The organism is Sinomonas sp. ASV486 (genome assembly GCF_030908215.1).
GTDB classification, from domain to species: Bacteria; Actinomycetota; Actinomycetes; order Actinomycetales; family Micrococcaceae; genus Sinomonas; species Sinomonas puerhi.
The window spans coordinates 91307-111762 of record NZ_JAVFJK010000014.1 but is presented as its reverse complement, the minus strand read 5'-3'; the positions used below and the strand labels follow the sequence as shown (position 1 = coordinate 111762).

At 70.3% G+C, this 20456-nt stretch carries 19 protein-coding genes; 14 read left to right on the top strand and 5 right to left on the bottom strand.

Annotated features, from left to right (window positions below; genetic code table 11):
• Positions 1 to 116: 116 nt before the first annotated feature.
• From RBS60_RS19655 to RBS60_RS18000, 3 genes are read left to right on the top strand one after another with little or no spacing between them, the layout of a single operon-like run.
• Complete coding sequence (locus tag RBS60_RS19655) at positions 117 to 455, top strand: DUF4244 domain-containing protein (RefSeq protein WP_374049308.1); 339 nt, start codon at positions 117 to 119, stop codon at positions 453 to 455.
• The gene (locus tag RBS60_RS18005) at positions 452 to 835 is read left to right on the top strand and encodes a TadE family type IV pilus minor pilin (protein WP_307958916.1); all 384 of its coding nucleotides are present in this window, start codon (positions 452 to 454) and stop codon (positions 833 to 835) included. The genes RBS60_RS19655 and RBS60_RS18005 overlap by 4 nt, the downstream gene beginning before the upstream one ends.
• Complete coding sequence (locus RBS60_RS18000) at positions 832 to 1269, top strand: Rv3654c family TadE-like protein (protein WP_307958915.1); 438 nt, start codon at positions 832 to 834, stop codon at positions 1267 to 1269. The genes RBS60_RS18005 and RBS60_RS18000 overlap by 4 nt, the downstream gene beginning before the upstream one ends.
• Before the next feature lie 87 nt (positions 1270 to 1356).
• On the opposite strand, the gene RBS60_RS17995 is transcribed toward RBS60_RS18000, so the two are convergent.
• Together RBS60_RS17995 and RBS60_RS17990 are read right to left on the bottom strand one after the other, a co-directional pair.
• On the bottom strand, positions 1357 to 3723 hold the full coding sequence (locus RBS60_RS17995; protein WP_307958914.1) for a DEAD/DEAH box helicase: 2367 nt from the start codon (positions 3721 to 3723) through the stop codon (positions 1357 to 1359).
• 98 nt (positions 3724 to 3821) lie between these two features.
• Positions 3822 to 4508, bottom strand: a complete 687-nt coding sequence (locus tag RBS60_RS17990; protein WP_307958913.1) for a GNAT family N-acetyltransferase — start codon at positions 4506 to 4508, stop codon at positions 3822 to 3824.
• Between the two features lie 94 nt (positions 4509 to 4602).
• Here RBS60_RS17990 and RBS60_RS17985 point away from each other — a divergent pair, with 94 nt between their 5' ends.
• Positions 4603 to 5505: a rhodanese-related sulfurtransferase gene (locus RBS60_RS17985; protein WP_307958912.1), complete on the top strand. Its 903-nt coding sequence runs from the start codon at positions 4603 to 4605 to the stop codon at positions 5503 to 5505.
• 25 nt (positions 5506 to 5530) lie between these two features.
• Here the strand turns inward: RBS60_RS17985 and RBS60_RS17980 are convergent, their stop codons facing one another.
• The gene (locus RBS60_RS17980) at positions 5531 to 6160 is read right to left on the bottom strand and encodes a hypothetical protein (protein WP_307958911.1); all 630 of its coding nucleotides are present in this window, start codon (positions 6158 to 6160) and stop codon (positions 5531 to 5533) included.
• A 72-nt stretch (positions 6161 to 6232) separates the two neighbouring features.
• On the opposite strand from RBS60_RS17980, the gene RBS60_RS17975 reads away from it, so the two are divergent.
• The 7 genes from RBS60_RS17975 (at position 6233) to proC (ending at position 15349) form a co-directional block, all read left to right on the top strand.
• Positions 6233 to 7885, top strand: a complete 1653-nt coding sequence (locus RBS60_RS17975; protein WP_307958910.1) for a methyltransferase — start codon at positions 6233 to 6235, stop codon at positions 7883 to 7885.
• Positions 7886 to 7943: 58 nt separating this feature from the next.
• A complete protein-coding gene (locus RBS60_RS17970) occupies positions 7944 to 8600 on the top strand; it encodes a winged helix-turn-helix domain-containing protein (RefSeq protein WP_307958909.1) in 657 nt (218 codons plus the stop codon).
• A gap of 216 nt (positions 8601 to 8816) precedes the next feature.
• Positions 8817 to 11600 (top strand): type I DNA topoisomerase, encoded by a 2784-nt coding sequence (topA, locus tag RBS60_RS17965; RefSeq protein WP_307958908.1) that lies wholly within the window; start codon positions 8817 to 8819, stop codon positions 11598 to 11600.
• Between the two features lie 23 nt (positions 11601 to 11623).
• Entirely contained in the window at positions 11624 to 12190 is a 567-nt protein-coding gene (locus tag RBS60_RS17960) for an SseB family protein (RefSeq protein ID WP_307958907.1), read from the top strand.
• A gap of 7 nt (positions 12191 to 12197) precedes the next feature.
• On the top strand, positions 12198 to 13217 hold the full coding sequence (locus RBS60_RS17955) for a Ppx/GppA family phosphatase (protein ID WP_307958906.1): 1020 nt from the start codon (positions 12198 to 12200) through the stop codon (positions 13215 to 13217).
• Positions 13218 to 13263: 46 nt separating this feature from the next.
• Positions 13264 to 14124: a sugar phosphate isomerase/epimerase gene (locus tag RBS60_RS17950; RefSeq protein ID WP_307958941.1), complete on the top strand. Its 861-nt coding sequence runs from the start codon at positions 13264 to 13266 to the stop codon at positions 14122 to 14124.
• A 376-nt stretch (positions 14125 to 14500) separates the two neighbouring features.
• Complete coding sequence (gene proC, locus RBS60_RS17945; RefSeq protein ID WP_307958905.1) at positions 14501 to 15349, top strand: pyrroline-5-carboxylate reductase; 849 nt, start codon at positions 14501 to 14503, stop codon at positions 15347 to 15349.
• 127 nt (positions 15350 to 15476) lie between these two features.
• Here proC and RBS60_RS17940 read toward each other — a convergent pair whose 3' ends face one another.
• A complete protein-coding gene (locus RBS60_RS17940; RefSeq protein ID WP_307958904.1) occupies positions 15477 to 16982 on the bottom strand; it encodes an HD domain-containing phosphohydrolase in 1506 nt (501 codons plus the stop codon).
• A gap of 159 nt (positions 16983 to 17141) precedes the next feature.
• Here RBS60_RS17940 and RBS60_RS17935 point away from each other — a divergent pair, with 159 nt between their 5' ends.
• Together RBS60_RS17935 and RBS60_RS17930 are read left to right on the top strand one after the other, a co-directional pair.
• Positions 17142 to 17966, top strand: coding sequence for an alpha/beta hydrolase (locus RBS60_RS17935; protein WP_307958903.1), 825 nt, complete (start codon positions 17142 to 17144; stop codon positions 17964 to 17966).
• Positions 17963 to 18784: an alpha/beta hydrolase gene (locus RBS60_RS17930; protein ID WP_307958902.1), complete on the top strand. Its 822-nt coding sequence runs from the start codon at positions 17963 to 17965 to the stop codon at positions 18782 to 18784. The genes RBS60_RS17935 and RBS60_RS17930 overlap by 4 nt, the downstream gene beginning before the upstream one ends.
• An 81-nt stretch (positions 18785 to 18865) precedes the next feature.
• Here RBS60_RS17930 and RBS60_RS17925 read toward each other — a convergent pair whose 3' ends face one another.
• Entirely contained in the window at positions 18866 to 19510 is a 645-nt protein-coding gene (locus RBS60_RS17925; protein ID WP_307958901.1) for an NAD(P)-binding domain-containing protein, read from the bottom strand.
• A gap of 80 nt (positions 19511 to 19590) precedes the next feature.
• Between RBS60_RS17925 and RBS60_RS17920 the strand changes: the two genes are divergently transcribed.
• A complete protein-coding gene (locus tag RBS60_RS17920; protein WP_307958900.1) occupies positions 19591 to 20427 on the top strand; it encodes a uracil-DNA glycosylase in 837 nt (278 codons plus the stop codon).
• Positions 20428 to 20456 lie beyond the last annotated feature (29 nt).

Genomic DNA, 20456 nt, shown 5'->3' with positions numbered 1-20456 from the left:
CCGGAGGGCCGTGCCAGGTCATTGAACTCTTTCCCGACGCCCGGCGTGAAGGCGACGATGGCAGGCCCGGCACACGCGCTTCGACGGCGCGCGGATCGGCTGTCGACGGGCCGAACATTGGGCGGCCCACCACCGATGGCGACCGCGACGGCGACCCCGACAGCGAAGCTGTGGCGCGCACTGACACTCGCTGGCTGCCGGTGCAGACGGCCCCGCGGCGCGGTCCGCTCCTGTCCCTTCGCACGGTGCACCGTCGTGCGGCCGTTCGACTGCAGCTCCTGAGGCTCTGGTTCGAGGGCCGGGCGGCAGGCCAGCACGGGATGGCGACCGCCGAGTATGCGATCGCGACCCTCGGTGCGGTCGCGTTCGCGGGGCTCCTCGTGGTGATCATGCGCAGCGATGAGGTACGAGGCTTCCTCCTCGGAATCATCCGCGCAGCGCTCGCGCTTCCGTGAGGCCGCGCCGTGGGGGCGCCGAGGAGCGGCCGAGCTCGGCGTCCCTGCGGGGCTCCGTCACTGCGGAGTTCGCCGTGGCGCTGCCCGCCGTGATCGTGCTGCTGGGCTTCCTCCTCAGCGCCGGAACCGCGGCCGTGTGCCAGATCCGGACCGAGGAGGCGGCGCGCGCCGCGGCGCGGACCATTGCCCGAGGGGAGGGTCCGGCGGCCGTTGCGGAGGAAGTGGCGCGGGTCGCGGGACCCGATGCGCGGCACACGGTCGAAGCGTCTGCAGGAGTGGTCACAGTGCGCGTGAGCGCCCCCGTTCCGGGGCCTATTGCTGCAGCTGCAGGACTCCAGGCCCATGCCGCGGCCAGCCTGAGCAGCGAGGGCGTCCCATGACCTCCCGAAGAGCCGAGGACGGTCACCAAGGGCGGGATCGCCAGTCTTCCGATTCCCAACCAGGCGGCCCGGCCCGCCGGGGCGAGTGCGGTTCCGGGACGCTTCTCGCTCTCGGACTGGGCCTGCTGCTCATCCTGGCCTGCGCTGCCGTCGCGCTGATGGGCCAAGCCCTCGCTGCCTCGGCCCGTGCGGCGTCGGCCGCCGACCTCGCGGCCCTAGCCGCCGCGGACGCCGAACGCGGCCTCCGCAGCGGCGCAACCTGCGATCTGGCACGGACGGTAGCCGAACTCAACGGCGCCGCGCTCGTCTCGTGCACCATCGAGGGCCCCGGCAGCACGGTGCGGGTCGTCGTCGAGATCGACACCGGCGCGCCGTGGGGCCCTGCCCCGGGCAGAGCCAGGGCAGGGCCGCCAGCCGAGGACGCAGGAGGGTGATGCCCCTACCCCGGGGTTCAGTCCCCGAGATTCACGCAGTGGGGTTCAGTCCCCGAGGGTGAGGCCCGGGGGTCAGTCCCCGGGCCTTCAGTCCCTGGGGGTGTGCGCCGAGTCTGTTTCAGTGGCAAGCCGGGCCTGCCGGAGGACCGTTGAGAGGAGTGCAACAGCGCCGGCCTTGTCGAGCGGGTTGTTCTTGTTGCCGCACTTGGGGCTCTGTACGCAGGAGGGGCACCCGGCCTCGCATTCGCAGGCCTCAATGGCCTCCTGCGTCGCTCGGAGCCAGACCTGGATCCGGTCGTACCCCCGCTCCGCGAAGCCGGCGCCGCCTGGATGCCCGTCGTACACGAAGATCGTGGGCTGCGCGGTGTCTGCGTGCAGCGCTGTCGACACGCCGCCGATATCCCAACGGTCGCTCGACGCCACGAGCGGAAGGAGCCCGATTGATGCGTGTTCGGCCGCGTGCAGGGCTCCGGGGAACTGCGCGGTGAGGAGACCCCCCGCGGCGAGGGTGGGCTCGGGGATCGTGAGCCACACGGCCTTCGTGAACAGGTCACGGGCGCCCAAGTCGAGAGGCTCCTCGCCCAGGACCTCGTTGGAGATGAGCGCCTTGCGCTGGAAGGACACGACCTGAGTGGTCACCCGCACTTCGCCGAAGTGGACGCCCACCGGCCCCCACTGCTGCGAGCGGATCTCGGTGAGCACCTCGACGGTCGTGATGTCCCGCGCGCTCGTGTAGTAGTCGGGGTTCACTCGGCGCACCACGACGCAGTGCTCGGCCTCGTTGAGGTCCTCGACCAGGTAGCTCGCGCCCTGGTGGACGTAGATCGCGCCCTGATGGGCCTGATAATGCGTCTGGGGGGAGTCCATCGAGCCCAGCAGCTGGCCGGTTTCCGACTCGATGATGTTCACCGGCCCCCCGCCATCAGCCCGCAGGTTCACCATGCCGGCAGCGCTCTGGGGATGGGTCCAGAACCAGCCGGACGGCCGCTTCCTCAGGTAGCCCTGAGCCTCGAGCTGGTCGAGGAGGCCCGCGGTCGACGGACCGAACAGCTCGAGGTCCGAGGCCGTCAGGGGCTTCTCGGCCGCGGCGGCACACAGGTGCGGGCCAAGCACGTAGGGATTCGAGGGGTCGAGGACGGTTGCCTCGACCGAGGTGTCGAAGATCGCTTCGGGATGGTTCACGAGGTAGGTGTCGAGAGGGTCGTCGCTCGCGACGAACGCAGCCAGAGCATCTTGGCCGGAGCGGCCGGCCCTGCCGATCTCCTGGAACAGGGACGCCCGTGTTCCGGGCCATCCTGCGATGAGGACGGCATCGAGTCCGGAGATGTCGATGCCCAGTTCGAGCGCGGAGGTGCTCGCGACGCCCAGCAGTTCGCCCGAGCGCAGACGGCGCTCGAGTTCGCGTCGTTCCTCCGGCAGGTACCCCGAGCGGTAGGCGGCGACCCGCAGGGGCAGGCTCGGGTCGACCTCGTCGAGGAGCCGCTGCGTGATCGAGGAGATCGTCTCCGCGCCCCGGCGGGACTTGATGAAGGCGATGGTCCGCACGCGCGCCGAGACGAGGTTGGCGAGGAGACCCGCCGTCTCGGCGATCGCCGTGCGCCTCCGCGGGGCGCCGTTCTCTCCGCGCGCCTCCGTCAGCGCCGGCTCCCAGAACGCCACCTCAGTGGCGCCATGAGGCGAGCCGTCTTCCGTGACCGCCGTGACGCCGTCGCCAATGAGACGCCCCACCGATCCTTCGGGATCCCCGGATGTCGCCGACGCCGCGATGAACACCGGGGTAGACCCGTAGTGGGCGCACACCCGCCGGAGGCGGCGCAGGAGGTTGGCGACGTGCGACCCGAAGACCCCGCGGTACGAGTGGGCTTCGTCGATGACCACGAACCGGAGCCGCCGGAAGAACGAGGACCACCACGCGTGGTTCGGCAGGATACCGAAATGCAGCATGTCGGGATTGGCGAGGATGACGTTGGCGTGGTCTCGGATCCAGCGGCGCGCAGACTGTTCCGTGTCGCCGTCATACGTTTCCGCGCGCAGCGTGGGGAGACCGAGCGCGCGGATCGCGGTCAGCTGATCGGCCGCGAGAGCCTTGGTGGGCGACAGGTACAGGACCACCGCGCCGTCGTCGTGGATCCGTCCCGGTTCCGCGGCGACCCGCAGCTCAGAGCGGTGGACGGCGTCGAGGGCAGGCATTTGGTAGGCGAGCGACTTGCCCGAGGCGGTCCCCGTGGCGAGGACGACGTTGCGCCCACTGTGCGCCAGATCGGCGGCCGCTGCCTGATGCGTATACGGTTCGTGGATTCCCCGACGGGCGTACGCCTCGATCAGATCGGGATGGACCCAGCGTGGCCAGGGTGCGTTGCGGGCGGCCCGTGCGGGGATGGTGCGCAGGTGCCGCAGCTCCTCGGGGGCCGTAGACCGGCCCAGAAGGGAGACGAGGGAATGATGCGCGGCCACCTCAGCATTCTGCCAGCCGCCGCGTGCCCGCAGCTGCCGGGTGCTGGTGGATCACCTGCAAGCGAACGTGGTCCCCGCCGGGTGTGGACGGGGTGTGCTCAGTCGGAGAGGGAGGCGCCCTTCGATGCGCCGGGATTCGCGAAGATCACAACGGCCGAGACGTCGGACCAGCCCAGGTGGTGGTAGAGGTGCTGGCCATCGACTGACGCGATGAGCAGGCCCTGGTCCAGACGGTGCTCGCTCATCGCGGCCGTCAGTGCGCGCATCACGAAGCTTCCGAGGCCGCGGCGTCGGAAGGCCGGCTCGGTGATGATCCGATCGAAGACCGCATAGCCCTGGGTTACCGCCACATGGCCCTGGGCGGCGAGGACGCCGTCGGTGGTCCTGACCGTGACCGTGGCGCTGTGGTCTTCGTACTCCGTGGTCAGCTTGAGCTCGTCGTCGTTCAGCCAGGGGGCCTCGACGTCCTTGCCCTCGAAGTCCATGATCATGAGCTCCTGGTCGGCGCCGAGCTCGATGAGGCCATGCTCCTGCGCAAGGGCACGGTATGCTGCGACGTCATCCGTCAGGATGGTGACGATCCTCGGCTGGGACTCGGTCACGAACGAGGCGAGGTCGGCAAACTCGCGCGCCGTCGGATGGACGGCAAAGGCCTCCCAGTCGCCGGTCTTGTCGGTCAGCTCCACCGCCTTGAATGCGCCCACGTCCCGCACCGGATAACGTCGCGTGGAGGCCCAGCCTTCGACCCAGATGCCCAGAAGTTCGCCCAGCGATGCCTCTCCCATAGCCATGACGATAACCGGTCCCGCCAGTCCCTGATAAGAGGTGTGACACAACTGTCACCCGGCCGTCACCCGCCCGCCCCAGTACCCTTGATGGGTGGCCCTGCACCGTATCGTCCTCTTCTACTGCTTCACCCCATTGCCCGACCCGGAGTCGGTCAGGCTGTGGCAGCGCACCCTGTGCGAGTCGCTTGGCCTCCGGGGCCGCATCATCGTCTCCAAGGACGGGATCAACGCCACTGTCGGGGGCGAGCTGGACGCCGTCAAGCGCTACCTTCGCGTCACGAAGGAGCATCCCGGGTTCCATGAGCTCGACGTCAAGTGGTCGGAGGGGAGTGCCGAGGACTTCCCGAGGCTCTCGGTCAAGGTGCGCCCGGAGCTGGTCTCCTTCGGTGCTCCGGAAGAGCTCGAGGTCGACGCCGGCGGGGTGGTCGGGGGCGGAGCCCACCTGTCACCCGAACAGGTCCATGAGCTCGTCGGTGCGGGCAAGGCCAGCGACGACCCGCGGCGAGAGGTCGTGTTCTTCGACGGCCGCAACGCCTTCGAGGCCGAGATCGGCCGTTTCAAGGACGCCGTCGTCCCCGACACCTCCACGACCCACGATTTCCTGGCCGAGCTCGACTCGGGCAAGTATGACGACCTCAAGGACAGACCCGTGGTCACCTACTGCACGGGCGGCATCCGCTGCGAGGTGCTCAGCGCGCACATGCGCCGGCGTGGCTTCCAGGAGGTGTACCAGCTGGACGGCGGGATCGTCCGCTATGGAGAGGCCTTCAAGGATGCGGGGCTGTGGGAGGGCTCGCTGTACGTGTTCGACCGGCGCATGCGCCTCGAGTTCAGCGAGGAGGCGGCCACGATCGGACGCTGCACCCGTTGCGACGCGCCCACGAGCGACTTCCACAACTGCTCGAACTCGGCCTGCCGACAGCTCACCCTCTACTGCGCCGAATGCGCGGCATCCCCCGAGACGCTGCGGTGTCCGGAGGGCTGTGCGGTCTGATGCTCGCAGGGCTGATCAGAGCTGATCAGGGGCGGGTGAGCCGGTAGGCGACGTCCGACGCCGCATCCCCCGCCGCGCTGAACTGCACCTCAAGGTGCCCGGAACTGGGAACGACGACGGCGCGGGACCATGCGCGGTTGCAGGCAAACGTGATGTCCAGGAGCGGGGCCTCGTCGGCGGTGACCCGCACGGACGCGAGGCCGATGCCGCGGCACGCGAAACGCAGCGTCGCCGGGCCCGGATCCGTGTCGATCCCCATGGTGTACGGGGCTTTGTCCGGCCACACTGCGCTCGCGTCGGAGCCCGCCGAGAGGCCGGAGTCGTCTGGGAGCACCGTGTCCGCCCACGCCTGCAGGGCCGTTCCGCCGAGGAGCTGCCCGAACGGAGCCTCCGTCGCCGCTCCACGCTGGGAACGCGTGCGCCCCGCGAGGTCCCGGGCAGCGGCTGAAGCCGAGGCAGAGGCGTCCGCGGCGGCAGAGGCAGAGGCCGATGCCTGCGCGGACGCGTCTCGCCGTCCCAGAGGGGCGAGGCCGTCGTCGTACTGGTAGGCACAGCCGGCGATGCACAGCGCGACGGACATCCCGAGGGCCGCCGCGACGGGCGGTGCTCCTCGGCGCCCTGCAGCATTGCGTCCCTCGGGCGCGTGCGGACCCATGCCTCCATTCTGACCTGCCAGGCACTCCTGACCAGCCAGGCCCTGGCGATGACACCCGCCTAGACTTCTCAGGTGACCAGCTCAACCACGCCGGCAGAGGCGTCCGCCTCGGATACGCCCGGCCCGGATACGCCCGTCTCCGAATGGCCGGACCTCCTGCGCGCCCTGGCCCAGGACCTCGCAGCCGTCGGGTACACGGTCGACGCCGTCGCCCGGCTCCTCGGACCCGAGGCGCATGCGGCCCTCTCCCGAGACCAGCCCGTGCCAGCCCTTGTGACGACCCGAACGGCAGGCGAGGATCCCGTGCGGGAGCCGCTCGGCGCCGTCGTGCGCTTCTTCCTCCTGGCTCAGCCGCTCCAGGCCGCTGCGCTCGACGCCGTCCTGCCCGGGATCCGCTCGGGCGGGCTCGTCGCGCTGGGGCTCGCTGAGGAGACGCACGACGGCGCGGGCCTCGCCGCCTCCGTGGACCTGCGGCCCTACGCGTGGGACGCTGGGGACGGCGAGATCGGGATCTGGGTCGCGTCGGACCTCGCGGCCCATCAGCGCGCGGGTGTGCTGCGGACCGATCATGTGCTCGGCATCGGCCACGCCTCGGCGACGCTCGTCCAGACCACCGCGCGCAGGCCGGTGGAGCGGGCGCTCGACCTCGGCACCGGCTGCGGGATCCAGATCTTCCACCTCCTCGGGCACGCTCGGCACGTGGTCGCGACCGACATCTCGGACCGTGCGCTCGCGTTCACCCGCTTCAACCTGCTGCTGAACGCTGCCACCCTCGGGATCGATCCGGCCCACCCCGAGGACCGCTTCGAGCTGCGCAAGGGCTCCCTCCTCGATCCCGTGGCGGGGGAGACGTTCGACCTCGTGGTCTCCAACCCACCGTTCGTCATTACACCCCGGACCGAGGGGGAGAGCCCCGACGGCCAGTTCACCTACCGCGACGGGGGGCTGCCCGGGGACGAGCTCGTCGCGCGCCTCGCGGCGGGCATCGGTGGCGTGCTCGCGGAGGGCGGGACGGCCCAGATGCTCGGCAACTGGGAGGTCCGCCGGGGCCACGCCTGGCACGAGCGCGTGCGCTCATGGGTCCCCGAGGGCATCGACGCCTGGGTACTGGAGCGAGAAGAGGTCGGCCCGGGCCAGTACGCGGAGACGTGGCTGGCCGACGCGTCGCAGCAGCGGGATCCCCGCGCCTACCACGACGCCTACGCCGCGTACCTGGTAGACTTCGCAGCCCGGGACACCGCCGCGATCGGCTTCGGTGCCATCTGGCTCCGCCGCCCTGCCGCGGGGCAGGCGCGGCTGGACCGCTTCGAGCAGCTGACCCATCCTCTCGAGCAGCCGATCGGACCGCATTGGCTCGCAGCCGTTGAACGCGCGGACTGGCTTGCGGCGCACCCCGACCTCGGCGCGGAGCGGCTCGTCGTGGCCGAGGACGTGACCGAGGAGCGGCACCAGCGCCCGGGGGCCGAGCACCCTGGCGTCATCCTTCTGCGCCAGGGCGCGGGCTTCCGCCGAACGAACCTCATGAGCACCGAGCTCGCGGGATTCGTCTCTGCGTGCGACGGCGAGCTCACGGCTGGGCAGATCGCCTCGGCTCTCGCGGCACTGCTCGAGCGGGACGACGATGGGTTCCGCGAGGGCCTCCTCGCGGATGCCGCGAACCTTGTGGCGGACGGCTTCTTGGGCCCTCATGACGACGCGACACGGAATCGTGAAAAATCAGCTTGACATCGTGCCTGAATGTGGCGTTTATTACACAGCAATATCACCACGAAGAAAAAGCACCATGACTGAGAAGAAGCGCAGCTCCCGCACCGACAACCCGGTCCGGATCACTGACCCCAAGGCTATGAGGGCGCTGGCCCATGCCGCCCGCCTCGAGGCCATCAACGAGCTGTACTCGAGCCAGCAGAGCCGTACCGCCACGGAGCTCGCGGCGTTCACGGGCCTCACTCCGAGCGCAATGAGCTATCACCTCCGGGCGCTCAAGAAGTGGGGCATCGTCGTGGACGCCCCGAGCGACGGCGACGGTCGCGAGCGGCGGTGGATGGCCGCGGGCACCGACCTCAACATCGACACGGCGAGCACGGGCCAGACGCCGGGCCTCGCGATCATCGACATGGAGATCGAGTCGCTCCGGTCCCGCATCGCGAGCCACGCGAAGCATCGCGAGGCCGCGCGCCGGCAGGGCGAGCCGGACGATTCGCCCGTCATGATGGTCTCGGGCAACGTCATCAACCTCACCCTCGAACAGCGTGCGAGGTTCAAGCAGCGCATGCTCGAACTCCTCGACGAGTTCGAGCACGAGGACCTCCCCGGCGGTGACTCGGGGGAAACCGAGCGTATGTACCTGCTGTGGTCGATGCTCCCCGAAGTCCGCGACGCCGCGAAGCCGAAGCCCTCGGTGCGCAGGCCGCAGCGCGTCAAGGCTGTCGACGCCTGACTGGCCCGATGCTTGACCGGCCCTGCGCTTGACCGGCCCGACGCCGGGCTGGCGCCGCCGGTATCCACACAGACCGGGCGGCACTTGCACGCCTCGGGGCGTCGTATGGTGAACTAGGGACTTGCGCGGCGCCCCGCCGCGCCCCTGTGATCCAGCGTCGAGGCCTGCCCGGGGCGGGGTTGGCTGAGGTGAATGTGCAGTTTGGCGAGGAGTACCGTGGCCACGAAGGCTAAAACCGGCAAGAAGCTCGTGATTGTGGAGTCGCCGGCCAAGAGCAAGACGATCGCCCAGTACCTGGGCGAGGGCTTCGAGGTCGACGCGTCGATGGGCCACATCCGCGACCTCCCTCAGCCCTCCGACCTGCCTGCGGAGCTCAAGAAGACCTCGGTGGGCAAGTTCGCCGTCGACATCGACAACGGCTTCGAGCCTTACTACGTCGTCTCCCCGGACAAGAAGAAGAAGGTCGCCGAGCTCAAGGCGAAGCTCAAGGACGCCGACGAGCTCTACCTCGCCACTGACGGTGACCGCGAAGGCGAGGCCATCGCGTGGCACCTGCTCGAGGTGCTCAAGCCCAAGGTGCCCGTGCACCGCCTGACGTTCCCCGAGATCACCAAGGAGGCCATCCAGCGCGCGATGGCCGAGCTGCGTGACGTCGACGAGTCGCTCGTGGATGCGCAGGAAACCCGCCGAGTCCTCGACCGCCTCTACGGCTATGAGATCTCCCCAGTGCTGTGGCGCAAGGTGGCTGGCGGCCTCTCGGCCGGCCGTGTGCAGTCCGTCGCGACGCGCCTCGTGGTCGAGCGCGAGCGGGAGCGCATGGCGTTCCGCGCCGCGGACTACTGGGATCTCGTTGCGACGGTCGCCCCGGCCGCCGAGGACGGCGCACACGATGACGCTCGCCAGAGCTTCCAGGCCCGCCTCGCGTCGGTGGACGGGAAGAAGGTGGCTACCGGCCGCGACTTCAACGACCGTGGCCAGCTCACGGCGAAGAACGCTGAGCTGCTGACCGAGGCCACGGCCACGGCGCTTGCGAACGGACTCGAGGGCGCGGCGTTTGCCGTCCGCTCGGTCGAGGAGAAGCCGTACACGCGCCGCCCCGCGGCCCCGTTCACCACGTCGACGCTGCAGCAGGAGGCCGCCCGCAAGCTGCGGTTCTCGGCGCGCGTGACCATGCAGGTTGCCCAGCGCCTGTACGAGAACGGCTACATCACCTACATGCGTACCGACTCCACCGCGCTCTCAGACCAGGCCGTCACAGCCGCGCGGCGGCAGGCCTCGGAGCTCTACGGGTCCGAGTACATCCCGTCCCGCCCCCGTGTGTACGCGTCCAAGTCCAAGAACGCGCAGGAAGCCCACGAGGCCATCCGCCCCGCCGGCGACTCGTTCCGCACCCCGGCACAGGTGGCGAAGGAACTCTCGGGCGACGCGTTCCGGCTCTACGAGCTCATCTGGAAGCGGACCGTCGCGTCCCAGATGGAGGACGCGAAGGGTTCGACGGCGACCGTCCGACTCGGGGCCACCGCTGTCTCGGGCGACGCCGCCGGCAGGGACGCGGAGTTTGCCGCCTCCGGCACGGTCATCACCTTCCGCGGCTTCCTCGCTGCATACGAGGAGGGCCGCGACGAGGTTCGTGAAGACACTGAGAACGGTACAGGCGGCACGAAGGGCGGGTCCGCGGCCGGCGACGGCGGGCGCCTGCCCCTGATGGCCAAGGGCCAGCCGCTCGAGGCCCTCGAGATCTCCTCGAACGGGCACCAGACGTCACCGCCTCCGCGCTACACCGAAGCCTCGCTCGTCAAGACGCTCGAAGAGCGGGGGATCGGCCGCCCGTCGACGTACGCGGCGACCATCTCCACGATCATGGACCGCGGCTACGTCCGGGCACGGGGCACGGCGCTCGTGCCGAGCTGGATCGCGTTCTCCGTGGTGCGCCTCCTCGAGGAGTACTTCGGCAACTACGTCGACTACGACTTCACCGCCGCGATGGAGGAGGACCTCGACCGGATCGCTGCGGGACAGGCTGCGGGCTCCGACTGGCTGAGCCACTTCTACTTCGGCGACGGGACGACCCCCGGTCTCACAACGATCGTCAACGGCCTCGGCGAGATCGACGCCCGTGAGGTGAATTCCGTGGAGATCGCGCCGGGGATCGTGCTGCGCGTGGGCAAGTACGGCCCCTACCTCGAGAAGCCCCTTCCCGCAGACGCGCCGGAGGGCACCGCCCCCGAGCGCGCCAACGTGCCCGAGGACCTCGCACCTGACGAGCTGACCGCCGAGAAGGCGCTCGAGCTCATGGAGAGCTCGGGGCCCGAGGAACAGGTCCTGGGGCAGGACCCGCACACGGGCCACACGATCGTGGCCAAGAACGGCCGGTACGGCGCCTACGTCACGGAGGTCATTCCCGAGCTGACGCCCGAGCAGATCGCGGCGCAGCCGGTCGAGTACTACAAGAACGGCAAGCCCAAGCCGCCGAAGAAGCCCGTCAAGGTCAAGCCCCGCACAGGATCGCTCTTCAAGTCGATGAGTCTGGACACGGTCACGCTCGAGCAGGCGCTCCAGCTGCTCACGCTTCCCCGCAGGCTCGGCGAGGACGCGGAGGGCAATGCGATCACGGCCCAGAACGGTCGCTTCGGCCCGTACTTGAAGAAGGGCACGGACTCCCGGTCCATCGGGAGTGAGGAGGAGATCTTCACGATCACCCTCGAACAGGCCCTCGAGATCTACTCGCAGCCCAAGACCCGTGGCGGGCGCACCGCAGCGGCGCCTCTCGCAGAATTCGGCGAGGACCCGACGTCGAACAAGCCGATCGTGGTCAAGGAGGGCCGCTTCGGCCCATACATCACGGACGGCGTCACCAACATCACCGTGCCGCGGGCCACCGCGATCGAGGAACTCACGCGCGAGCGGGCCATCGAGCTCCTGGCCGAGAAGCGGGCCAAGGGGCCCGTGAAGAAGCCTGTCCGGCGTACCGGCGGCCGCACGACGGCGGGCGCGAAGTGACGGCCGCCGACAGCGGGCGCGGCATGAGCTCCGACCACGTGTCAGCGAGCAGCAGCGGCGACCACGCGGCAGCCTCCGGCGAGGGTGTCCGGGCGGCCAACGGGGCGGTGCCCCTGCACCTCGACCCGGCACCCCTGACCGAGCTCGAGGAATCCCTCGCGGCGGCCAGCGAGTCGGGGACGGAGGACGACGGCCAGCAGTCGATCCTCGTGTTCCTCAACAGCCTTGTGTGCCTCCTGGTGCCCGAGCCGGTGCCGGGGGAGACCCACTACGTGGAGCCCCTCGTGCTGAACAACGGCGAGGGGAAGCCCGTGGTCGCGGCCTTCACCCACCGGCAGCGGATCCGGCCGGACTTCCTCGAGCACGCTCCGACCATCGTCGAGACGCAGGGAGCCATGCTCCTGCAGAATCTCGGGACGGAGCTCGGCCTCGTCCTCAACCCTGGGAGCGCCTACGGATTCGAGCTGAGCACCGAGCACATTGCCGCCGTGCTGCGGGACTTCCGCCCGGCGGATTCCGGCGAGCTGGCGCCGGAGGAGACAGTGCCCGCCGAGCACCCGGACCTGCAGTCCGGGCAGGCCGGGGAATAATAGGCTCATGCGTCTAGGCGTCCTCGACATCGGTTCGAACACCGTGCACCTGCTGCTGGTGGACGCCCATCCCGGCGCGCAGCCCGTGGCCTACGCTTCGCACAAGCGCCCGCTTTCGCTCGTGAAGTTCCTCGAGCGGGACGGCAGCATCAGCGAGCGCGGCCAGACCGAGCTCATCGACTTCGTCAAGGAGGCCTGGGCGTTCGCGGGACGCCACAACGCCGAGGACCTCCTCGCGTTCTGCACGTCCGCGATCCGCGAGGCAGCGAACGGAGAGGCGGTCCTCGACCGCGTGCAGCGCGAGGCCAACGTGACCCTCCAGGAGCTCACGGGCCCAGAAGAGGCCACGATGACGTTCTTCGCAGTGCGCCGCTGGTACGGCTGGGGTGCGGGCACCATCCTCGATCTCGACATCGGCGGCGGATCCTTCGAGATGGCCATGGGGCACGACTCCCTCCCCGCCCTAGCGACGTCGGTGCCACTCGGTGCCCAGCGCCTCACCCGCGACTGGCTCCCGCAGGACCCGCCGACCGCCAAGAGCATCAAGGACCTGCGGAAGTACATCCGCGATACCCTCCGGCCCGCGGTCAAGGGCTTTGAGAAGCTCGGCAGGCCCAACCTCGTCACGGGGACGTCCAAGACATTCCGTTCGCTCGCCCGCATCGCCGGCGCCGCGCCGTCGGCCGCGGGACCTTACGTGCGGCGCGTCCTCTTGAGGACCGATCTGGGCCTGTGGGCCCAGCGGATGTCGGCGATGGCGGCCTCGGACCGCGTGCATCTTCCGGGTGTCTCGGAGGCACGCGCACGGCAGCTGCTCGCGGGCGCGCTCGCCGCCGAGGCCGCGATGGAGCTGTTCGACGTCGACGAGCTCGAGATCTGCCCGTGGGCCCTGCGCGAGGGGCTCATCCTCCGGCGGCTCGACCAGCTCGTCTTCGAGGGGCCCCTCGAGCCGCCGGCCCACATCGGGCCGATCCAGAGCGAGCGGCTCCGCGCCGAGCGCACACATCCCGCGAGGGCAAGGGTATGAACCGGATGCGGATGAACCGGATATGACCAGCGTCGACAGCTCCGAAATGGAGACAGCCATCGAAACCTCTGTGCCTTCGGGCTCCACCGACCCCAATGACCGGATCCCCGTCGCGCTCTCGAGCGCATCCGTCTACCCCCTGAGCGTCCACGACGCATTCGCCGTCGCCGCCGACCTCGGCTACGACGGGGTGGAGGTCATGGTGACGAACAACTCGACGAGCCAGAAGGCCGACGAGCTCATCCACCTGGCCCTGCGCTACGACCAGCCGATCGTCTCCATCCACGCCCCGACGCTCCTGCTGACCCAGCAGGTGTGGGGCTCTGCATGGAACAAGATCAGCCAGTCCTGCAAGATGGCGGTCGAGGTGGGCTGTGACACGGTGGTGGTGCATCCGCCGTTCCGTTGGCAGGGCAACTATGCGGAGACGTTCGCCCATGGGGTGCGGGATCTCTCCAACGCGTTCGGCGTCCGGATCGCCGTCGAGAACATGTACCCGTGGCGCGTCCGCGGGCGCGAGACGCTCGCCTACCTCCCGCACTGGGATCCCGTGGGACAGGGTTACACGGACGTGACGTGGGACTTCTCCCACGCAGCCACCGCCCGCGAGGACAGCCTCGCGGCCATCAAGGCGCTCGGGAGCACTCTCAGGCACGTTCACCTCACCGACGGCTCCGGCCGCACCTTCCGGGACGAGCACCTGCTCCCCGGGCAGGGGACCCAGCGCGTCGCCGATTGCCTCGCGCATCTGGCGCAGAGCGAGTTCGACGGCGTCATCGTCGCGGAGATCAGCACCCGCAAGGCCAAGGTTGCCGGAGAGCGGGAGCGGATGCTGGCCGAGACGCTCGCGTTCGCGCGGACCCATCTGGGCCAGCGTGCGCGGCTCGATGCCGGAGGCGGCATCTAGGTTCGCCATCTGGGTAGAGGCGGGCGGGTACAGGCGGGAGCCCCTCGCGCGGACCCGGGGCGTCGCGCTCATGCGCCTCCGTGCCCCGAGCGGATCCGCGTGCCCCGAGTGGATTCTGCGGCTGGTGCCACCCCGCTGCGCCCTGGAAACCTGACGTTAAATGAGTTCGGCACTGGCAGTTCGGGGAAGGTTAGGGGACCATGCATCCGAACTGCCAGTGCCTGGCGGTCAGTCTTGGGGGGAGACTGACCGCCCCATCACTCGCACCCTGTGAGGTAGTCCCTACTGTAGGGACTGACTTTGGGAGAACCCCGGGTCCAGCATGGGAAAAGGCTGGGAATGCCGAACTGTCGGCATCGACTGGCAGGATGGGGTCATGAGCAACCTGATCGCATTCCTCGGTACGGGCTCCATGAACGGGGCCATCATGGGCGGCCTGCTCGCAGCGGGGTACCCCAAGACGGACATCATCGCGACCGTCCGCCGCAGGGAGAGCGCCTCCGAGCTCGCCGAGCGCTATGGGGTGACCGTGATCGCGTCGGAAGAGGAGAGCGATTCCAACGCCCAGGCGGCCCGTGGCGCATCGGTCGTGATCATCGGCGTGAAGCCCGTGGGGGTAGCGGCCGTAGCACGCGAGATCGCGCCCGTCCTCGCGCCCGGCGCCGTTGTGGTGAGCGTCGCGGCTGCCGTGTCGGTGGAGCAGCTCGAACGTGACCTCCCCGACGGCCAGCCGGTGATCCGCACCATGCCGAACACGCCCGCGCGGCTCGGCAAGGGCGTGGTGGCCCTGTCCGCGGGGACGCACGCCACGCGGGAGCACGTCGAGAAGGTCGTGAAGCTCTTCTCAGGGCTCGGCCTCGTGGTCGAGGTTCCCGAGGCCCAGATCGCCGCAGCGAGTGCCATCAGCGGCTCCGGGCCCGCTTACGCGTTCTACCTGGCCGAGGCGATGGCCAAGGCCGGCGAGGCACTCGGGCTCGATGCCGGGCTCGCCCTGCGTCTGGCCCGCGAGACCGTGGTTGGCGCCGGGTACATGCTCGACGAGCCGGGCGCCGACCCGGCCGCGCTCCGCAGGGCTGTCACGAGCCCCAGGGGGACCACCGAGCAGGCCATTCGCGTTTTCGACGAGCGGGGGCTCCCGGGAATCATCGCCGACGGCGCGCGTGCGGCGCTCGCCCGGTCCGAGGAGATCACCCGTGAGCTCGACGCCGCCCGAGAGCAGGCCTGATCGCGCGGCTCACAGTTGGGCGCCTCGCGCCTGACGCGACGGGCGCGCGACGGCGAGCGGTCGCCGCAGCGCGTATCCCGCCGCCCGCTCGGGGTGCGTTGGGGCCGCGGCCGAGAGGAGGCTTGCGTCAGAGGAGGTCGTGCTCGACCGCGAAGAGCGTCGCTGCAGCGCGGGAAGAGACACCGACTTTGGCGTAGATGTGCCGCACGTGGTGGTCGGCGGTGCTCGGAGAGATGATCAGGGCTGAGGCGATCTCCTTCTTGGTGGCACCGTGGCAGAGGTGCCGCAGCACCTCGACTTCGCGATCCGTGAGCCCTGCAGGTGCGGCAGTGCGAGCACGCCGCCCATGCAGGCCTGCAGCCGCGAGGACCGCGTCCACCGCATCGGGGTCGAGCTTGCCAGGGGCCTCCCGCGCAAGGGCGTCCGCGGCCTGCGCTACGGTGCGCGTGTGCCCCGCCGCGGGCACGAGCAGCTCCCGGAATGCATCGGCTGCGGCGAGGACCCGCGCGGCCCAGGGAAGCTCCGAGGCGCTCGCGCCCCGGTAGTAGCCTGAGCCGTCGAGCCGCTCGTGGTGCATTCCCGCGAGCCGGGCTAGCGGGGCTGTTGCGGGTGTGCGGGCCAGGATGCGCTCGCTGTAGTACGGGTGGAGGCGCAGCCGCTCATCGTTGGCGGGGGACGTGCGTCCCCCTGAGGGCACCGCGACGCGCCCGATGTCCTGGACAAGCGCCGTCTGGCGCACGGTCTCGGCGCTGTCGGGGACGGCGAACGCCGCGAGGGCGGCCACGTCCCGCGAGAACCCGGCGCGCGCCGGTTCCTTCAGATCGGAGAAGTCCCCGAACACTGCGAGGACCTCCTCGAGCCGCTCTGCGGGGACTTCCGCGCGCGGGCTGGGTTCGCGGCGCAGCGCCTCGTCCCACGGCATCTCGGCCCGCGCGGCATCCAGGAGCCCGTCGAGGTTCCGCACTGCCAGGGCGGCGAGCGCAGGGTCGAGTGAGTGGCCCGCGCGGCCCCGCAGAGCGGTGCGGACGGCGTCGGGCCCCTGCAGCCGGGCGATCACCTCGACGTGGCGGGCGAGAATGACGATTCGAGCCGCGGGCGGGATGGCCTCACCCGAGAGCCCGTTCGGGAAGCCGTGCCCGTCCCACATCTCGAACGCCGCCCCGAGCGCGGCCCGCGTGCCGTCCGGGAGCCCGAGCCGGACCGCGAGCATCTCCGCGGCCTCGCAGTGTGCCCGCACGCCCTCGCGCAGCCGGGCCGCTCCGTGCGCGAGGAATCCCGCCGCGGCTGCGACGCGCGCGGGCGCCCCTCGGCCGGCCGCGAGGGAGGGCAGCACAGCTCCGAGGAACTCCCGGGGCGGGGCGCCGAGGACTGGCGCGATGGCCGCGCGGAGCGCAATGTCGTCTCCCCCGGCGAGGTCCGCGGTCTCGTGGGCATCCGCCGTGCAGCCAAGGAAGCGCAGGAGCGCGGTGTAGTAGACCTCAGGCAGCGTGTCCCGCTCCACGCCCGCCGCCTCCGCGAGCTCGAGGGCCGTGAGGCACGTCCGCAGGCACTGCTCGAGCGGTTGGCCCATGCCGAGGTCTGTAGCGAGGGAGATGGCCGCGATGAACTCCGCGAGCCGAAGCGGGCGCGTCATGGGTTGATCATGGACCCCAGATTGCGGCTCGACCAGAGGCAAGCCTCGTGTCCGGCCCGTGTCCGGCCGGCCTCCGGCCACGCGGGGGTGCCTGCCGCATGGACGAGATAGCGCGATCACGCGATGTTGCTCCACTCCCCGGTGCGGGATTCTTGGGTCATGAACACGTCCCCCGCCCACCGCGCGATTCTCCTCCCGGGCAGCGTCCTGCCTGCCACGCCCGCCTACGGGGCGCTCATCTCGTCTCTGCACGACAGACTGGGCGAATCCGTCCACGCGGTATCCAAGGATCTCGAGGTGTATGCCAGCCCCACGCCGCCACCTGACTATTCCCTCGACACGGAAGCGGCCGGCGTCGCGCGCATGGCGGACGCGCTCGGGTGGGAGACGTTCCACCTCGTGGGGTATTCGGGCGGTGGAGCCTCTGTCCTCGCGTTCGCGGCAAAGCACCCCGAGCGGCTCGAATCGCTGGCGCTCCTCGAGCCCGCGTGGGCCGGGAACTGGGGCTGGAGTCCGGCGCACCGGGCCCTGTGGGAGCAGTACCAGGAGCTCGAGGGCCTTGAGCCCGACGAGTTCATGGCCCGGTTCGTCCGGCTCGGCGTCCGCCCTGGCGTGACCGCCGGCCTGCCCGTTCCGGGCGGGGAGCAGCCTCCGTGGATGGCGCTGCGACCGGCAGGCATCCGCGCGTTCCTGACGACCTTCGCGACCTACGACCTCGATCGGGATGTACTCACGCGCTTCGACAAGCCCGTCTACTTCGCCCTCGGCGCCCTGTCCAACCCGGACGACTACGGTGAGATCGCGGACCGGCTCTCCGGGGTGTTCCCCCGGTTCCGCCTGGAAGTGTTCCCCGGTCGGCACCACTTCGACCCGCCGCACCGCACCGAGCCGGACCACGTCGCGGCCTCACTCGCCAGACTCTGGGCAGGCTGTCCGCGCGCCTCCGGGATGACCGAACCAACACTGACAGGAGAAGAACCATGACCGAGACCCAGTGCAAGACGGTGCCCTCGGCGGACGGGACCCCGATCGCGGTGTGGATCACAGGATCCGGACCGACCCTCCTCGCGATCCACGGGGCGGCGTGCGACCACACAGCGTGGGACCGGATGATTCCGCTGCTTGCGCCTCACATGACGGTCGCAGCCCTCGACCGGCGCGGACGCCCCGCGAGCGGGGACGCCGAGGCGTACGACACCAAGCGCGAGGTGGAGGACGCCGTCGCGGTCGCCGCCGCGCTCCCGGGCCCAGTACATGTGTACGGCCATTCGTTTGGAGGACTCGTCGCCGTCCATGCTGCGCCCCGAATCCCGAACCTTGGCAGTCTCACACTCTATGAGGGCAGCACCGCTCCCTCTGGAGTGGAGATCATCCCCCGTGCGTTCATCGACGAGCTCGACCGGCTAGTCACCTCGGGCCTGCCGGAAGAGGCACTCGACCTCTTCCTGCCCGCGGCAGCCCGGATGGAACCTGCGCAGATTGAAGCCCTCAAGTCGCAGTCCATCTGGCACGCGATGCTCCGTTCGGCGTACACGATCCCGCGTGAACTGCGCGCGGTCAACGAGCACGCTGCCGACCCGTTGGAGACCGATAGAGTTGCCGCGCCGGTACTGATCGTGGTCGGCGAAGCCACCGAACCGCAGCGCCGCTCATGGTATGAGTCCGTTGCCGCGAGGTTCGCGGACGCTCGCATCGCAGTCTTGGCGGGCCAAGGCCACGCGGCAAACATGACCGCCCCCGACCTCCTGGCCAGCGCCCTCCTCGAATTCCTCGACCGCGCAGCGGTGCAGTCCGCGTCGTGAGAGGGCGAGAGGCGCACGACGGCGAGCCCTCGCCGTCGTGCGCCCCTAACCTCCGCTGCAGGCGCCCCAGAGCAGGGCGCCTCAGATGGTGCGCGGTGCCTTGGCGAGGTTGGCCTCGAGCTCGGCTGCGGTCTGACGTCCAGCGGCGTACGCGGGGCGGTCCCGTTCCACGCGCCAGCTGCCCGCAAGCGGCCCGACGTTGACGGTGTCGAAGCCGAACTCGTCGTAGAGCCTCGTCACGAGCTCCGCGGCCTCGGGCGAATCGCTCGCGGTAGCGAGGGCACGGCGGTCGGGGGTGCCAGCGGGCGTGCCATCGGTCGTGATGTCTGTGTAGCGGATGTGGTTGAAGCCCTTGGCGACCTTGGACGTCGGAAGGTGCTCCTGGAGGAGCCCCGAGACCGTGGCCTGCCCCTCGTCGAGGACGGCAATGTGGCCGTCGCGCTCCCAGTAGTAGTTGTTCGTGTCGATGACGACCTTGCCGGCGAGCGGCTGGACCGGCACCTGCTCGAGGTTCTTGAACGGCACGGTGACGACCGCGAAGTCGCCCGCCTCGGCGGCCTCCGCTGCAACCGCAGCCTTCGCACGCGGACCGAGCTCCGCGACGAGATCAGCGAGCGTCTCCGGTCCTCGGGAGTTGCTGATCACGACGTCGTAGCCGAGCCCCACCGCCTTGCGCGCAATCTGGCTGCCGATGTGTCCTGCTCCGATGATTCCGATCGTTGTCATGTCTGCGCCAACCCATCGCCCGGGGTGGCGTATTCCCGCCGGGGGGCCACCCGCCGTGGGGTGCGACATACCGTAGTCCCATGCGCGCAGATCCGCACCCCGTCACGGGCCAGCCGTTCGCCTCGCCTGTTCCGCCCGGGACCGGGTGGCCCGACGACCCCGCAACGGCCCAGACTCCGGTCGCGCGCACCGCGCACGACGTCGCGCGGCTCGCCTCCTCGGCGGGCTCGGTCCAGGACGTGGACGCGATGAGTTCGGTGTGCCGCGCGTGCCCACGCCTCGTCGAATGGCGGGAATCGGTCGCAATCGGCGGCCGGAGGGCAGCATTCGCGGACCAGCCCTACTGGGGCCGGCCCGGGCCGTCATTCGGAGACCCGAGGGCGTCGAAGCTCATCGTGGGCCTCGCGCCCGCGGCCAACGGCACGAACCGGACGGGGCGCATGTTCACCGGCGACCGCTCCGGCGACTGGCTCTACGCCGCCCTGCACCGCACCGGCTACGCCAATCAGGCCACGTCGGTCGCCGCGGGAGACGGCATGGCCCTCACCGGGATCCGCATGGTCGCCTCCGTGCGCTGCGCGCCGCCCGCGAATCGGCCGACGCCGGACGAACTCGCCACGTGCGGGCACTGGCTCGACCGCGATCTGGCCCTGAGCGCCGCCTCGCCCCAAGGGCTCTCAGCCATCCTCGCCCTCGGCGCGGTCGGCTGGAACGCAGTCCTCGCGGCCGCCCGACGACTCGGCTGGGGTGCGCCGCGGCCCAAACCAGCCTTCGGGCACGGCGCAGAGGTGCTCCTGCGCCTCCCGGGCGGCGCAGAGGTTGTTCGGCTGCGGGGCTGCTACCACGTCAGCCCGCACAACACCTCCACCGGAAGGCTCACCGAGGAGATGCTCGACGCCGCGCTGCGCCGCCTCTGAGCGCTCGCCGCCACGCGCCGTCGTGCGCG

What these genes read in the sequence shown, in the direction of transcription:
- RBS60_RS17920 (WP_307958900.1), top strand. Translation starts at nt 19,591, where the DNA reads ATGCGCGCAGATCCGCACCCCGTCACGGGCCAGCCGTTCGCCTCGCCT.
- RBS60_RS17925 (WP_307958901.1), bottom strand. Translation starts at nt 19,510, where the DNA reads ATGACAACGATCGGAATCATCGGAGCAGGACACATCGGCAGCCAGATT.
- RBS60_RS17960 (WP_307958907.1), top strand. Translation starts at nt 11,624, where the DNA reads ATGAGCTCCGACCACGTGTCAGCGAGCAGCAGCGGCGACCACGCGGCA.
- proC (WP_307958905.1), top strand. Translation starts at nt 14,501, where the DNA reads ATGAGCAACCTGATCGCATTCCTCGGTACGGGCTCCATGAACGGGGCC.
- RBS60_RS17970 (WP_307958909.1), top strand. Translation starts at nt 7,944, where the DNA reads ATGACTGAGAAGAAGCGCAGCTCCCGCACCGACAACCCGGTCCGGATC.
- RBS60_RS17930 (WP_307958902.1), top strand. Translation starts at nt 17,963, where the DNA reads ATGACCGAGACCCAGTGCAAGACGGTGCCCTCGGCGGACGGGACCCCG.
- RBS60_RS18000 (WP_307958915.1), top strand. Translation starts at nt 832, where the DNA reads ATGACCTCCCGAAGAGCCGAGGACGGTCACCAAGGGCGGGATCGCCAG.
- RBS60_RS17990 (WP_307958913.1), bottom strand. Translation starts at nt 4,508, where the DNA reads ATGGGAGAGGCATCGCTGGGCGAACTTCTGGGCATCTGGGTCGAAGGC.
- RBS60_RS17935 (WP_307958903.1), top strand. Translation starts at nt 17,142, where the DNA reads ATGAACACGTCCCCCGCCCACCGCGCGATTCTCCTCCCGGGCAGCGTC.
- RBS60_RS17955 (WP_307958906.1), top strand. Translation starts at nt 12,198, where the DNA reads ATGCGTCTAGGCGTCCTCGACATCGGTTCGAACACCGTGCACCTGCTG.
- RBS60_RS17940 (WP_307958904.1), bottom strand. Translation starts at nt 16,982, where the DNA reads ATGACGCGCCCGCTTCGGCTCGCGGAGTTCATCGCGGCCATCTCCCTC.
- RBS60_RS17980 (WP_307958911.1), bottom strand. Translation starts at nt 6,160, where the DNA reads ATGGGTCCGCACGCGCCCGAGGGACGCAATGCTGCAGGGCGCCGAGGA.
- RBS60_RS17950 (WP_307958941.1), top strand. Translation starts at nt 13,264, where the DNA reads ATGGAGACAGCCATCGAAACCTCTGTGCCTTCGGGCTCCACCGACCCC.